Origin of the sequence: Nocardiopsis sp. JB363 (assembly GCF_900143625.1) — a bacterium.
GTDB lineage: Bacteria > Actinomycetota > Actinomycetes > Streptosporangiales > Streptosporangiaceae > Nocardiopsis.
Window position 1 is genome coordinate 1 of sequence record NZ_FRFF01000168.1, and the last position, 15,548, is coordinate 15,548.

Sequence of the window (15,548 nt, forward strand, 5' to 3'; positions counted from 1 at the left end):
CGCCCCCGCCTTCCCCCATCCGCAGGAGGACGAACGCATGCCCGGATTCACCACACGACCTCAGCTGCGCGGCGACTTCGGCATGGTCGCCTCCACCCACTGGCTGGCCAGCGCCACCGGTATGTCCGTCCTCGAACGCGGCGGCAACGCCTTCGACGCGGCCGTGGCCACCGGCTTCACCCTCCAGGTCGTGGAACCCCACCTGAACGGCCCGGGCGGCGAGGTCCCCGTGATCTTCCAGGCGGCCGGGAACGCACCGCGCGTGCTGTGCGGCCAAGGGGTGTCCCCCGCCACCGCGAGCATCGACGCGTTCGCCGGCATGGACCGGATCCCCGGCAGCGGCGTCCTGGCCGCCACCGTCCCCGGAGCCTTCGACGCCTGGATGCTGCTGCTGCGCGACCACGGCACCATGTCGGTCCGCGAGGTCCTCGAACACGCCGTCGGCCTGGCCGAACGCGGCTACCCGGTCCTGGCCCGCGTCGCCGCCGTGATCGAGAACCTCAAGCCGGTCTTCGCTCGGCATTGGGCGGGTTCGGCCGGTGTGTACCTGCCGCACGGCACCGCCCCCGCCGCCGGTTCGCGGCTGCGCAACCCGGCCCTGGCCGCCGCCTACACGCGGATCATCCGGGAGGCCGAGCGGGGAGGCGGTGACCGCGAGGCGCAGATCGAGGCGGCCCGCCGCTCCTGGGCCCAGGGGTTCGTCGCCGAGGCCGTGGGCGCCTTCCTGGCCTCGCCGGTCCCCAACGGCCGCGGAGAGCCCGAGCAGGGGCTCCTGACCGCCGCCGACATGGCCGACTGGAGCGCCCACTACGAGGACACCACCGCCGTCACCCACGGCGCGCACACGGTGCACAAGACCGGGCCGTGGGGGCAGGGCCCCGCCATGCTGCAACAGCTCCGTCTGGCCGAGGCCCTCGGCGTGGACACCGACCTGCGCCGGGACGGGGTCTTCGGCGCGAACGCCGGTGTCGACGCCGACTTCATCCATCGGGTCACCGAGAGCGCCAAGCTCGCCTTCGCCGACCGGGAGGCCTGGTACGGCGACCCCGACCACACCGACGTGCCGCTCAAGGAGCTCCTGAGCCCCTCCTACGCCGCCGAACGCGCCCGGCTCGTCGACGACGCCCGCGTCGCCTTGGACCTGCGTCCCGGCGCCCACGGTGGCCGCGACCCCTTCGTCGCACCGCTGTACCTGGCCGACGACACCCCGGGCGACCGCACCACCGGAGAGCCGACCGTGCGCAACGCCGCCGGCATCGCCCCCTCCGACCAGCGCGGCGACACCTGCCACCTCGACGTGGTGGACGCCCACGGGAACATGGTCTCGGCGACCCCCAGCGGCGGTTGGCTGAGCAGCTCCCCCGTCATCCCCGACCTCGGCTTCCCGTTGGGCACCCGGGCGCAGATGTTCTGGCTCGACCCGGCCTCGCCCAACGCGCTCGCCCCGCGGCGGCGCCCCCGCACCACACTGTCGCCCACCCTGGTGACCCGCGAGGATGGACAGGCGGTGTTGGCCATCGGCACGCCGGGCGGCGACCAGCAGGACCAGTGGACGACCACGGCGCTGCTGCGGATCCTCAACGGGGCCACGGACCTGCAGGAAGCCATGGACACCCCGATGTTCCACACCAACGCCTTCCCGAGCTCCTTCCACCCGAGGGAGACCCTGCCCGGCGACCTGGTCGTGGAGCCCGGTGTGGGCGTGGAGACCATCGAGGAGCTGCGCCGGCGCGGTCACACGGTGCGGGTCGTCGAGGCGTGGTCGCTGGGCAGGCTGGCCGCCGTGGCCCGCGACCCGGAGAGCGGCGAGCTGCGCGCCGCCGCCGACGCCCGAGGTGGCCAGGGGTACGCCGCCGGGCGTTGATCGCCCGATCGATGGTGGTCCGGGCGGCACCGATCCGTCCGGGCCCGGGCCGCGACATCGAAGGAAGACGAAAGCGTACGGAATCCGTACACGGTTGGACGGGATGGGAATTCGGGCGCCGTTGCGCCACCCCGCATGCCTTGATCCGACCTCTTGCCAAATCGACCGGTCACTGCTTATCTAGACCTTGTGCGGGGGCGCTCCCGGATGATCGGTCGAGTACGCCGCCACAACTCCATACCACCCGAACAGGGTAGAAGTCCGCTGTCTCCCCCTCCCTCAGCGGCTGCCCTGTTTCTCCCCTCCAGGCCGAAACCTGCCTTCCCCTCCCGGCGGTTTTTCGGACAGGAGAGCGATGGGCCGTGGTGCCACCGGCGCGGTGACACCACGGCCCATCGTCGTGTCCGGGGTCGGTGTCGAAGGGAACGCGCCGGCGCGCACGGACCTGTGGCCGACGGCCTCGGCCCACACTCGGGTTGAGGACACGAACGACCCGGCCGGGCTCGGGGCCCGACCGGGTCGGCGTTCACTCACCCCACCACCGGGGGTCGACGTCTCAGGCGTGGACGCGCACCGCGCCCGCGTAGTTGTCGGTGCGCACCGAGGTGACGCGTACGTCGAGTCCGGTGCGCGGGGCCTCCAGCATCTGACCGTCGCCCAGGAAGATGGCCACGTGCGAGATGTAGTCGGGGGCGGTCGGGTCCGAGCGCCAGAACAGCAGGTCACCACGCTCAAGGTCGTCCCACTCCACCTTGTCGCCCGCGTTCCACTGGTCGTGGGTGACCCGGGGGATCGTCACCCCCGCCTCGTCGAAGGCCCACTGGAGCAGGCCGGAGCAGTCGAAGCCGACGTTCGGTGTGGTGCCGCCCCAGACGTAGGGAACGCCCAACTGGGTCTCGGCGTTGGCGATGACCTGTTCGACGACGGTGGGCGGTACGGCGTCGCCTTGGTCGAGGGGTTCGGGGGCGTCGGCGATCAGCTGGAGCTGGGCGGCGTCGCCGAGCGCCTCCTCCAGGGCTTCGTGCAATTCGAACAGGTCGGCGTCGGCCGCCGAGATCACCAGGGCGTTGCCCTCGGGCATCCCGAGCTCTCGGGCCTGTTCGCGGGAGATGAGGGCGTCCATCCCGGCGATGCCGGAGGTGGCGTGCGTCCACACCTCCATGGGGACCTCGCCGTTGCCACCGGCGACGGTGACCTCGCCACCGACCTCCAGTTCGCGTTCCTTGCCCACGTCGTTGGACAGGGCGATGTGTCCCTCGGCGACGCCCTGCCAGATCTCGTCGGACTCGGCGGAGGGTTCGGGGGCGTGGTTACGGAAGGTGGAGGGCTGCACGCCCAGCACGGACGTGGCCTCGCCGTCGATCTCCACGCGCGCGGCGTCGACGGTCAGGACGTGGTCGACCCCGTCGATACCGCGGATCTCGTCGACGACCTCGGGGGGCAGGGTCTCCGGTGCGACGGCGAAGTATTCGACCGAACGCGCCTCCCGGAAGGGGGCGACGTAGGTGTCACCGCGGAGTTCGTCGACGTTCGCGACGTCGGGGGACGCCGCCGCCGTCGTGTCTCCGTCCCGAGAGCCGTCCCGTTCGCTCTCGGCCCGGGGTCGGGATCCACTGGGCTCCGCGTCGCCGGGGGGCGCGGCGTCCTGGACGAACTGGTCGGAGAGGGAGGGTCGTTCCTCGACCACGGGGTCGGCCATCGCGGGGGTCGCACCGAAGGCCGTGAAGACGACCGCGAATGCGGCCGTGGTTCCCGCACATGTTCTGAGCCGGTTCCGCACGGGGGTTCATCACCCTTTCTGTGACCGCGGCGGGCGGGAGTGTCCGCTGCGGCGCACGGCCTTTGTTTTACGTGTCCGGGTCCAAGAATGGGCGCACCCGGGTTTGTTTGCAAGAAGTCCACGCCGTCCGATATCGGACGTCTACCTTTCCGGCGAATGACCGTTCCCTGAACGAGTGTCCGTTTCGCCCCTGGTCAGGGTCTGTCATAGCGGTCCGTCACGGACAGGTCGAGAGGGAACCGGACCGGGGAGTCGCCGAAGAGGATCTCCCGGGTGCGGGTCTCGGCCCGGCGGACGGCCCGCACGGCCGCTTCGTCCAGGTCCTCGGGAACGTGCAGGACCACCTCGTCGTGCACGAAGAAGACGATGCCGCCACCCTCGGGCAGCGTCGGGAGGTTCTCCCGTAACTCCTGACGCAGGGCGGCCAGCAGGACCAGCGCCCACTCGGCGGCGGTGGCCTGCACGACGAAGTTGCGGGTGAACCGACCGTGGGCGCGTCGCCGACGGTCGGCGTCCGGGGCGGCGATCGTGGCCGCCCAACCGCGCGGCGACGGGGAGGTCCGGCCCAACCAGGAACGGACGATGCCGCCGCCCTCACCGGTGCGCGCCGCGGCGTCGACGTGGTCCAGGGCCCGGGGATAGAGGCGGCGCATCGTGGCGAGCAGGGGCGCGGCGTCACCGGAGGTCTGCCCGTACATGGCGGCGAGCAGGCCGATCTTGGCGCGCTCGCGGTCTCCGCCCACGTGGTCGGCCAGGCTCGCGTACAGGTCCTCCTCGGCAGCGGCCGCCGCGAGGGCCTCGTCGTGGGAGAGGGCGGCGAGGACACGTGGTTCGAGTTGGCCGGCGTCGGCGCGTACCAGGACCCAACCGGGGTCGGAGCGCACCGCGCCGCGGACCGCCTTGGGGATCTGTAGGCCGCCGCCACCCCGGGTGGCCCACCGTCCGGACACGACCCCGCCCACCACGTAGTCGGGCTGAAAACGCCCCAGTCGCGGGCCTTCCTCCGTCTTGAGCTCCCGGACCCAGGTCTCCGCCCAGGTCCACCCGTTGGCCGAGTGCAGCCGGGCGAGCTCCTTGTAGCGCAGCAGCAGGGGGATGACGGGGTGGTCGACCTGTTCCAGCACCCAGGAGCGGGTGGACTCGACCGGGTGGCCGACCCACGCCATGGCCCGCATGACCTGGGCGGGCGAGTCGGGGTTGACGTCGTGTCCGACCACCTCGCCGATCCGTTCGGCCAGGTCGGCCAGGACCCGGGGACGTTCTCCTCCTGTCGGTCGGGGGCCGAGGACCTTGGTGAGGATCCGGTCGTGTTCCTCGGGACGCCAGGGCAGCCCGTCGTGGCTCATCTCCACCGCGGCCAGGGCCCCCGCCGACTCCACCGCCACCAACAGGGAGAAGCGGTCGGGGGCGAGCAGCTCGCCGATACGTTCGCCCTGGTCTCGGTGGACCTCCAGGAGCGCGTCGAGCCGGTCGGTGCCGGGTGGCAGGGTGGACCGGTCGGCCTCGAACAGTGCGGGCTGGGCGGCGGTACCCTCCCCCAGCGGTCGGACCGGGTCGTCGGGCACGGGGAGGTCGTGCAGCCGAGCCCAGGCGGCACCCAGCGAGTGGGGTTCGTGGTGGCGGGCCGCGTGGCCCAGCAGGAGCGCCTCGGTGTGTTCGACGTCGTGGCAGCGCCGCACCCGCACCCCGGCCCGGACCAGCTCGGGGTAGACGTCCTCGGTGCGGGCCCAGACCCAGCGCGGGGGTTCCGGGGAGCCCGTCTCGATCTCGCGGACCTCGGCGACGAGGTCGGCCACGCTTCGAACGGGCCCGACCGGTGAGGCGCCGTCGAGCTCCCTCAACCGGCCACCGCCCTCCCCATCGGCGACCACCGCGATCCGCATGCCCCCATTCTTCCCCGCGACCACGACAAACGGACACATCCACACCCGTTCGCTCATCTCTTCGGGGCGGCCGTCGGACCCGTACCGTCCCCCTAGCGTCCGGGGCGGACGACGTTGGCCAGGGGCTCCCCCGCGGCCCAGCGGGCCAGTTGCGCGTCCATGAACGTGCGCGCCCGCGGGCCGAACGCGGTCGAACCACCCGCCACGTGCGGGGTGAAGTACACCCCGGGGGCCTCCCAGAGCGGGTGATCGACCGGCGGCGGTTCGGGGTCGGTGACGTCCAGGGCGGCGCGCACCCGACCGTTCTGGGCGAGCAGGGCGTCGGTGTCGAGTACGGCACCGCGACCCACGTTGACCACGAGCGCGTCGTCGCGCAGCAGGGCGAACTCACGGGTGCCGAACAGGCCACGGGTGGCGTCGGTGAGCGGGGTGACCAGCACGACGACGTCGACCTCCGGCAGGAGGTCGGGCAGTTCGTCGACGCCGTGGACGTCCTGTTCGGGGCGTGGGCGGCTCGCCACCCGCACCACCTCGACCTCGAACGGGAGCAGCCGCCGTTCGATGGCCTTTCCGATGCTGCCGTACCCGATGATCATCACCCGGGAGTCGGCCAGCGACCGCTGTGGCGTGGGCGCCCACCGGTGTTCGCGCTGGTCGATGGCCCACCGGGGCAACTCGCGCTGGGCGGCGAGGATGAGCGCGAGCGTGTGTTCGGCGGTACTGGCGTCGTGCAGCCCGCGACCGTTGCACAGGGTGACGTGGTCGGGGATCAGTCCCAGTACCTGGTCGTAGCCGGCGGAGACCAGTTGGAGGACGCGCAGCTCCGGCATCCGACCGATGATCTCCAGCCGCTCGTCCACTCCCTGGGTGGAGGGCACGTAGGGCACCTGGTAGAAGGTGACCTCCTCCAGTTCCCTGGGCGCCGGTCCTCCCGCGTAGAGGTCGACGTGGAGCCCGTCGGGCGCGTTCTCCCGGTTCTGCTCCCACTGCACCAGTGCTCGGCCGCCCATGTCGTGCGTCCTCCCTGCCGTGACCGTCCGTGTCACGCGCCACACTAGACGCTCAGGGGCTCACCGGGTGCGTCCGAGCTCGTAACAGGCGATGGCGGCGGCCGCGGTGACGTTGAGGGAGTCGACGTCGCGTTCGGCCATCGGGATGTGCACGCGCGAGGTGGCGCGTTCGAGCCAGCGTGAGGACAGCCCATCGCCCTCGGTCCCCAACAGCAACCCCACCTTGGCGTCGGGCGCGAGGCGGTCCATGGCCTCGCCCATCGGCACGGAGCCCTCCCCCGGGGTGAGCGCCATGAGGTCGAACCCGGACTCGCGCAGGGTGTCCAGTCCGCCGTACCAATCGTCCATCCGGGTGTAGGGCAGGGTGAAGACCGCGCCCATGGACACCTTCACCGAACGTCGGTACAGCGGGTCGGCGCAGCGAGGCGCGAGGACCACGGCGTCCACCCCCAGCCCGGCGGCGCTGCGGAAGATCGCGCCGACGTTGGTGTGGTCGACCAGGTCCTCCAGCACCACGATGGCGCGCGCCTCGGCGAGCACCTCGGTCAGGTCCGGCAGTGGCTCGCGGTGGTAGGCGGCCAGGGCGCCGCGGTGCAGGTCGAATCCGACGAGGCGTTCGGCGGTCTCCTCGCTGACGACGTACAGCGGCGCCTCGGTGGCGGCCACGACGTCGTCGAGGGCCTCGGCGCGTCGTTCGGTCAGCAGGAAGCTGCGCGGTGTGTACCCGGCGGTGGCGGCGCGGCGGATCACCTTGTCGCCCTCGGCCATGAACAGGCCGTGTTCGGCCTCCAGGTGACGGCGCAGGTTGACGTCGCGCAGACGGGTGTAGTCGGCCAGGCGCGGGTCGGTGGGGTCACTGACCCTGATGACATCCATGGTCACCGATTATCCCGTGCGCCGGGCGGTGGACGCTCCGGGTGGGCGTGCGGACCGGGCCCATCGGGCCCCGTACTCGGCTACTGCTCGGACTCGAAGCGTTCGGTGAGGGGGATCAGGCGCTGCCAGCGGGCCTCCTCGCAGGAGCCGCGGCGTGTCAGGGAGGTGTCGATCTCGCGTCCCTCCCAGGTGCCCTCGATGCCGGCCTGCTGGGGGCCGTAGACCTTGTCGGTGCACACGGTTCCGTCGCTGATCTCGGCGAACAGCGGATGGCCCTTGAGCTCTTCGGGGTCCTCGGAGGCCGAGGACTCGACGTCCTCTTCCTCGGTGGTGGGCTCGGCGATGGTGGGGTCCTCGGCCATTTCGGCGGCCACTTCGGCCATCGCGGAGCAGGCCGCCGGGTCCTGCTCCAGGTCCCCCCTGCACTCCAGGGTCTGCACCCAGGCGTGGTGGCGGTCGGTGACCTGGATGCGCAGCGTACCGACCGGGCCGGAGAGCACGGGCTCCTCGGTGTCCTGCTCGATGACGCTGCTCAGCACCTCGGGAGTGGTCGCGTTGGCGGCCTCCACGTCCTGGGGCGGCAGCATCGATGGACCCACGAACACGGCGTAGGTCACCGCGCCGGTGCAGCAGGCGCCGGCGAGCAGCTTGGAGCCGAGATTGCCTCGGTTCCGTCGGTCACTGTGCGAATGGGACATGCCAAAACCCTCGGGGGTCGATTGGTCGCGGGGGCGTCCACGCGGGCCGGGCCCCGTCGTGGCGGGGCGTCCGCGGATCGGACGTCAAGTATCGGTCAAGCGCATACCGGGGGCCCATGGTAGCGGGGAGTCGGGAGTACATCTCGAAGGTCGCCGTAACGAAGCGGTCAAGGAGCGTCTTGTCTCGGTATCGATGTGAGCGGCGCCACCCCCACCCTTCCACTCTCGCATTACCTGCCAGTAAGGTCCGGGGGAGGAATCGTTCGTTTCGCGGCTTTCGCTCGCCTTCACACCTGTAGGACGCAGCCCGCGCGAGAACGGTTCACTCCACGTACCTTCCGCGGGTGCCGGGAACCGCACCCGGCCACCGCCGCACCCCCGGCCCCGGGCGACCGGGTGCCGGACGACCAGCCACACCCCCGGAGTGCCCGTGTCCACTGGACGCCATCGACTTCCCTCCCCGGCCGCCACCACCACACGTAAAGCGGTGCGGTCGCCGATGGGGATCACCGCGATCGTCGTCGCGGTCATCGCCGTCGCGGCCATCGCCGTGCCGGTCGGCATGAACGTCCTCGGTTGCGGGGACACCCGTTACCTGCGGGTGTCCACCTCCCAGAGCATCGCACCCGTGCTGCGCGAGGCCGCCACGGAGTTCAACTCCGGCGGTCCCCGTTACGGCGACGTGTGCGTGTACGCGCAGGTCGACGAGATCGCCCCGCACCGGATCATGGACGCCCTGTCCGGCAACCAGCTGGGCGAATCGAGCATCACCCCGCACGTGTGGATCCCCGAGTCCTCGACCTGGGTGGAGCTGGCCCGGGTCTCCGCGGGCGGGGCGCACGGCATCGAGACCGACCCGCCCTCGCTGGCCAGTTCCCCCGTGGTGCTGGCCGCCCCACCGGACACCGAGGGCATGCCGGACCAGGACGAGGCCGACTGGACCATGCTGCTTCCCGGGGAACGCGACCCCGAGCGGCCCGTGGTGATGGTCGACCCCAACCGGGGCGCCGACGGCATGACGGTGATGCACGCGATCCGCGACCACCTGGGCACCGGCGACGAGGCCGACACCGCCATGACCGACTTCGTACGCGAGGTGCAGATGGACTCGGCCTTCGGTGAACTGGACCTGACCACCGTGTTCACCGGATCGGAAGCCTCACAGGACCGGATCGACCCGGTCATCGCGGTGCCCGAGCAGGCGGTCGTCTCCTACAACCTGCGCCGCGCGGACTCCGCGCCCGAACTACAGGCGCACTACGTCGAGGACGGCACCGTCGGCCTGGACTACCCCTACGTGACCGTCACCGAGGAGTCCGCGCTGCAATCGGCCGCCGCCGACCTCTACCAGGTGGCGAGCGGCGACGCCTACCGTGGGCGTCTGCGCGAGCTGGGCTTCCGCGACCCCGACGGTGAGGCGTCCCCGGTGCTCGCCGCCCAACCCGGCATCGAGGCGGCGGCCCCGCCCACCCACGAGGACCTGACCGGCGACGCCCTGCTGGCCTCGGTCACGGACTGGAACCGGTTGTCGATGCCCAGCCGCACACTGGTGCTGGCCGACGCCTCCGCGAACATGGCCGAGGACCTCAACGGCGGCCCGGCGCGGATCGAGATCGCCAAACAGGCCGCGCTCCTGGGCCTGTCGTTGTTCCCGGACGAGACCGACATGGGCCTTTGGCTGATGTCGGAGCGGTACGGGGAGAACGGTCGCGAAGAGGCCGCGGAGATGCACCCGCTGGGACAGGCCGACGACGGGGACGTGACGCGCCGCCAGGAGATGACCGAGATCGCCGAGGACCTGGAGACGCAGGGCGGCGACTCGCGCCTGTACGACAACATCCTGGCCGCCTACGACGAGGTGCAGGCCGACTACCACGAGGACAAGATCAACAGTGTCATCCTGCTGACCGCCGGTCAGGACGAGGACTCCAGCGAGATCTCCCACGACGAACTGGTGGCCGCCCTTCAGGACCGCTTCGACCCGGAGCGCCCGGTCACGATGTTCATCATCGGCTTCGGCGACCAGGCCGAGGAGCAGGAACTGGCGCAGGTCGCGCGGGCCACGAGTGGCTCGTCGTTCGTCACCGAGGACCCGGCGGAGATCGGCGACTTCTTCCTCAGCTCGATCTCGCGCCGCCTGTGCGTGCCCAACTGCGACAGCTGATCCGTGGGTCCGGTGGTCGGCGGGTTCGGTGGTCGGCGGGTTCGGGGTCGTCCGGTGTCGAACCGGACGGCCTCGGCGCCCCGAACCGTCACGCGCCCACCAACAATCTCGATTGGGTATCGGAATCGCATTTCGGTCGGACCGGTTCCCGGACGCCCTCGGGGACCCACTCGACCGGGTTCCCCAAGGTGACCGCCGCTCCGCCCCGGTTCCACACCACCGACCCCCGTCCCGCCCCTCGTGCCCGCGGGCCGGCCCCCATTCACTCGGTCTGGGGCTTTGAGTACGGTTCCCACCAATAACACTCATCCGTTCGCCTCGCTCCCGAGTCGAACCGGTACGTACGGATCACCCCGTACCACCCCTCCCCGTACCTGTTCATCCCCCTGTACGAGATCCGTCCGTACACCACCCCGTGAGGAAAGCTGTGGGACGTCACCGCGGAAGATACGCAGAAGAACCCTCCGGCCGGAGCAGACGCCGTCGCGGCCGTGGTGGGGCGTTCATCGCTCTGGCCGCCGCGATGGTGATCGTGGTCGTTCTCGCCGTGGCGGGCGTGTACATGTTCGGGAACAGCGACGGTTGCGGCCGTTCCGACATCGAACTGGACATCGCGGTCAGCCCCGAGTTGGGCCCCGTGTTGACCGACGTGGCCAGTGACTTCAACGCCGAGGACCACAACGTCGACGGCAGTTGCGTGCGCGCCGAGGTGCGCCAGGTCGACTCGGCCAACGTCGCCTACGGCATCACCGGCTCCGGCGCCACCATGGGCGACACCGACTCCGACGTGTGGATCCCCGACTCCTCGATGTGGACCCGCCTGGTGCAGAGCCAGGCCGGGGACGCCGTCATCACCGAGACCGGCACCTCCGTGGCCCGCACCCCGCTCGTCCTGGCCGAACTCGCCGAGTTCTCCGAGGCCGACGACGAGCCCACCACCTGGACGGACGTGGTCCCCACCGCCGCACCCGGTGAGGAGAGCGGTCGCACCGTCCGCGTGGTCGACCCGGTGCGCAGCTCCAGCGGCCTCGGCACCCTCTACCTGTTGCAGGCGGCGCTGGAGGAGTCCAGCCCCGACGCCGACACCTTCAACGCGCACATGACCGCGGCCCTGCAGTCCCTGCACAAGGGCGCCTCGGCCGACGAGGACGCCGCGTTCCTCGCGCTGAGCGGCGGCGAGGAGACCTCCCCGCCCGTCATGGTGATGTCGGAACAGGCGGTGTGGCGCTACAACGCCGCCCACGGTGACAACCCGGCGCAGCCCGGTTACCTGGACGACGGCACCTACTTCCTCGACTTCCCGTACATCGTGCGCAGCGAGGACGCGGACATCACCCGCGCCGCCGAGGTGTTCCGCACCGCGGTCCGCTCCGATGAGGTCCAGCAGCGTCTGCTCGAAGAGGGGTTCCGCGGCCCCGAGGGCCAGGCCGATTCCTCGGTGCTGGCCGAGGACGCCGGGTTCGTCGAGGAGGAACCGGCCGAACTGTCCGCCCCCTCGGAGACTTCCATCACCGACCTGACCCGTACCTGGACCCAGATGAAGATGGACTCGCGGGTGCTCACCATCGTGGACGTCTCCGGTTCCATGCTGGCCGAGGTCCCGGGGACCGGTCTGACCCGCATGCAGGTGGCCGGCGCGGCGTCCGGCGAGGGTCTGCAGATGTTCTCCGAAAGCTCCGAGCTGGGGCTGTGGGAATTCTCCACCAACGTCAACGACGACCTCCACTACCAGGAGCTCGCCCCCGTCCGGGAACTTCAGGCCACCGACGAGAGCGGCAACACGCACCGTGACGTGATCGGCTCGTCCCTGGAGAACATGCAGCCGCGCCCGCAGGGCGACACGGCACTGTACGAGACGTACCTGGCCGCCTACCAGGAGATGTCCACCAACTACCAGCCGGACCGCACCAACGTCATCCTGATGCTCACCGACGGGGACAACGACGACCCCGGCGGTATGGAGTTGGAGGCGCTGCTGGAACAGATCAACGAGCTGTCCAGCCCCTCCCGGCCGATCCCGATCATCACGATCGCCTTCGGTCCGGACGTTCAGCACCTGGAGCCGCTGCAACAGATCGCCGCGGCCACCGGCGGCGCCGCGTACATGACCGAGGACCCGACGGAGATCGGCGAGATCTTCCTGCAGGCTTTCTCGCTGCGGATCGCCGAGGACGAGGAGAACGAAGAGGAAGACGAGGAGTGATCCCGACGTCTTAGGACGTGTGGGGGTCCGGGGCCGGGCCGTGGTGCGGACCACGGCCCGGCCCCTTCTCGTGTCCCCACGTCATCGGCCACCGCACCCGTCGATCGGTAGCGCTGTCCGGCTGTTCCGGTCCGACCGCAACCGTTCCGGCCCGGCTGTTACCGGGTCACATGGTGCTCCATACCGCTTCCGAGGCTCTGTGGAGACGCATGTGGCCCCCGGGGCTCGGTACTCGGAACAGAAGGTGACATGAACCTAGCCGGACGCCGAAGGGCTATGGACTTCTCACTCCCGGTGGCGTACCACGGGAGAGACCTGGATCCGGGCCGCCCCAGGCCCTCTCGACCCGGATCCTCAGGCCCGACGATCAGTGCGACCGGATGAGGAGTGCCATGGCGAAGGCGTGGATGCCCGGTGTCGAGAGGATCGTTGGCGGGCCCGCCCGCACGGCGAACGGGGCCGGGGCCCCGCGAGCGGTGTGGACGGTGACCGGCAGCGATCCAGGCGTGTGGTCGGCCGCCGAGGAGGCACGGCGGCTGCTCCACGAAGGCCGGACCACGCACCTGGTGTGGAACCCGTTGAGCGGAGAAGTCGTCCAGCTGCTCGCCGCCACCCGCCGCGCGGGTGTGGCGCTGGGCAGCACCGCGACCTACCACCAGTACCTGGACCACGGCGACGAGGGTCGCGTGTGCCTCGTGGTGGCCGTGGTGGGCACGGAGGCGCGGCCGTTCACCGACGGCCCCATGACGGGCCTGCCCTCGCTCCTGGAGTGGTTGGGTTCTTGGGCGGTGCCTCGCACCTGGCCGGCCGGGCCTCCCGGAACACGGGGCGTCGGAGCCGAGGAGTCGGTGCGGGCCTGGTCCAGGGGCGGTCACTTCGGCCACGACCAAGTGCCGGGTTCGGTCGCCACCGCCCCCGGCCGCATCTCTCCGGGGCGTGTGCTCTCCGGTGCCGGTGGGGGCACCGGTGAACAGGGGGTCTCCCTGTTCTCCGAAGGTTCCGCGGTGCCGCGCGCACACCAAGATCCACAACCCTCGGTCATCAACTAGACACTCTCCGAGAGGCATCGGCCTCCCGGCATCCCACCTTCTCGGAGAATCCGATACCACTGGTTAAGTACAGCTCCGAAACCCCTTAGTCTGTCGCCCATGGGTGGATCTATCGAGCCGGGTTGGTACGCGGACCCGCAGGGCGACGCACAGACGCTCAGATGGTGGAACGGTGACGGGTGGACGCGGCATACCCGTTCACTGAGCGAGCTCCAGGGCGGCGCCGACGGCTCCGACGAGGAAGCCGCCACCACCTACCAGGGCGGACAAGACGGGGGCGCGCCCCCCGGAGATGACGACGAGGAAGGCACGGTCCGGCTGGGTTCGTCGGCACCGTCTCCCGCTCCGATCGACGACGAGCCGAGCACCATGCGGATCGACCCGTCATGGGCCCGACAGTCCTCTCCCCCACCCGGCCCCCCGACCGGGTCCGACGACGAGGGCACCGTCCGGATCGACCCCTCACGGCAGGACTCCGGCGCCACCCCCGCGCCCGTCGGTGACGAGCCGAGCACCGTGCGGATCGGATCGTCATGGGGGAGGGACGAGGACGACGAGGCCACCGCGGACCTCGGCGGTGCCACCGGCGGCAACGCACCGGCCGATCCCCCGGGCGGGGTTCCGGGCGGCGACGCCGGCGCGACCATCCGAGTGAACCCCTCCGATCTTCCCGGCCGCAGCGAAGACGGGCTTCCCACCGCGGACCTGACCGGCGACGAGACCCCCACCGCCGACCTCGGCGACGGCCGTGGCAACGACGCACCGCGCACCGCCGTGTTCGACCCGAACGCGGCCGGTGAGGCACCGCGCACCGCGGTGTTCGACCCCGGAGCCGGAGCACCGGCCCCCGGCGGCACGGCCATCTTCGACCCGAACGACCCGATGTTCTCCGCCGGCGTCGAACAGGGCTCCCCGGCTTCCGGGGACTCCGAGGACGGCAAGGGCGGCAAGTTCAACAAGTTCCTCGGCAACCTCAAGGAAGGCTGGGCCGACCTCTCCGAGGAGCGCAAGGAGCAGCGCCGCCAGTCCGAGGAGGAGACCGCTCAGAAGCGCGAGGAGGAGCGGGTCCGCAAGGAGGCCGAGGCTCAGCAACAGGCTGTGGAGGCCCAGAGGCGGGCGGAGGAAGAGCGCAAGCGCGCCGAGGAGGCCGCCAAGAACGCTCCCCCCGGGGCACCGGCGCCCGGTGCCCCCGGCATCCCCGGTGATCCCGCGGCCCCCGGCGCTCCCGGCGCCCCGGCCGCTTCCGCCGCCGGTGCCTCGCCCGCGGAGTGGACGCCGCAGAACCCCGGCCAGGCCCGGTCGGGCGCCCAACAGCCGCCCTCCGGTCCCCATCAGCCACCGTCGGGCCCCCAACAAGGGCACTCCCCCGCGGGCCCGCCGCCCGGCGTCTTCCCCGGTCAGCAGCCTCCGCCCCCTCCCCATCAGGCACCCTCGGGCGCTCAGCAGGCCCCCAACCAGCCCCCGTCGGGCCCGAACCGGCCTCCGGGCTTTCCGCCGCCGGGGTACCCGCCCCAGGGTCCGCCCCCGGGGCAGCCGCCCCACCAGCAGTACGCTCAGCCGCCTCAGCGGTTCGGCCCACCGCCGGGACAACCCCCGATGGGTCCGCCGCCGCACGGCCGCCCCCCGCAGGGTTACGGTCCGCCTCCCGGTCAGCCCCCCATGGGCGGCGCCCCCGGTGGCCCGGGTCGGCCCGGCCACGGGCCTCCCCCGGGCGCCCCACAGTGGGGCCACAACCAGCCGCCGAACCCGTACGGCCCGCAGGGCAACCCGTATGGTCGGCCCCCTCAGCCCAAGAAGAAGAGGAGCGGCTGCGGCTGTGGGTGCTTCTTCCTGGCGCTGATCATCGTGCTCGTCGTGGTGCTGGGCTACCTGCAGTTCTGGGGCGTGTGGGACTGGATGTACGCCATCTTCGACCTCGGCAACCCTCCGGGACAGTCCGACCCGTTCATCTGGGACTGACCGGGGCGAACGGCTGCCGAGTGATACGTGCGCGGGGTGTCGGGTTCCAGGACCCGGTACCC

10 protein-coding genes are annotated in these 15,548 nt (G+C 71.3%); 5 read left to right on the plus strand and 5 right to left on the minus strand.

Translation table 11 applies throughout. The features are described from left to right. Positions 1–37 precede the first annotated feature (37 nt). On the plus strand, positions 38–1,864 hold the full coding sequence (locus BQ8420_RS25765) for a gamma-glutamyltransferase family protein (protein ID WP_087102157.1): 1,827 nt from the start codon (positions 38–40) through the stop codon (positions 1,862–1,864). A 556-nt stretch (positions 1,865–2,420) separates the two neighbouring features. Here the strand turns inward: BQ8420_RS25765 and BQ8420_RS25770 are convergent. From BQ8420_RS25770 to BQ8420_RS25790, 5 genes are all read right to left on the minus strand, one after another. Next, entirely contained in the window at positions 2,421–3,644 is a 1,224-nt protein-coding gene (locus tag BQ8420_RS25770; protein WP_087102083.1) for a C40 family peptidase, read from the minus strand. Positions 3,645–3,838: 194 nt separating this feature from the next. After that, positions 3,839–5,527 (minus strand): bifunctional 3'-5' exonuclease/DNA polymerase, encoded by a 1,689-nt coding sequence (locus tag BQ8420_RS25775; RefSeq protein ID WP_087102085.1) that lies wholly within the window; start codon positions 5,525–5,527, stop codon positions 3,839–3,841. Between the two features lie 92 nt (positions 5,528–5,619). Further along, the gene (locus BQ8420_RS25780) at positions 5,620–6,537 is read right to left on the minus strand and encodes a 2-hydroxyacid dehydrogenase (protein ID WP_087102087.1); all 918 of its coding nucleotides are present in this window, start codon (positions 6,535–6,537) and stop codon (positions 5,620–5,622) included. Positions 6,538–6,597: 60 nt separating this feature from the next. Then, complete coding sequence (locus BQ8420_RS25785; protein ID WP_087102159.1) at positions 6,598–7,413, minus strand: RNA methyltransferase; 816 nt, start codon at positions 7,411–7,413, stop codon at positions 6,598–6,600. A gap of 80 nt (positions 7,414–7,493) precedes the next feature. Then, positions 7,494–8,111, minus strand: a complete 618-nt coding sequence (locus tag BQ8420_RS25790) for a hypothetical protein (RefSeq protein WP_087102089.1) — start codon at positions 8,109–8,111, stop codon at positions 7,494–7,496. Between the two features lie 430 nt (positions 8,112–8,541). Between BQ8420_RS25790 and BQ8420_RS25795 the strand changes: the two genes are divergently transcribed. The 4 genes from BQ8420_RS25795 to BQ8420_RS32925 all read left to right on the plus strand — a co-directional run bounded on the left by BQ8420_RS25795 (position 8,542) and on the right by BQ8420_RS32925 (position 15,486). After that, a complete protein-coding gene (locus BQ8420_RS25795; protein WP_087102091.1) occupies positions 8,542–10,275 on the plus strand; it encodes a substrate-binding domain-containing protein in 1,734 nt (577 codons plus the stop codon). Positions 10,276–10,702: 427 nt separating this feature from the next. Further along, on the plus strand, positions 10,703–12,478 hold the full coding sequence (locus BQ8420_RS25800) for a substrate-binding domain-containing protein (RefSeq protein ID WP_087102093.1): 1,776 nt from the start codon (positions 10,703–10,705) through the stop codon (positions 12,476–12,478). 392 nt (positions 12,479–12,870) lie between these two features. Continuing rightward, on the plus strand, positions 12,871–13,527 hold the full coding sequence (locus tag BQ8420_RS25805; protein WP_087102095.1) for a hypothetical protein: 657 nt from the start codon (positions 12,871–12,873) through the stop codon (positions 13,525–13,527). Between the two features lie 99 nt (positions 13,528–13,626). Next, positions 13,627–15,486 carry a hypothetical protein gene (locus tag BQ8420_RS32925; protein WP_160049436.1) on the plus strand — a complete coding sequence of 620 codons (1,860 nt, stop codon included), beginning with the start codon at positions 13,627–13,629 and terminating at the stop codon, positions 15,484–15,486. Positions 15,487–15,548: the final 62 nt, after the last annotated feature.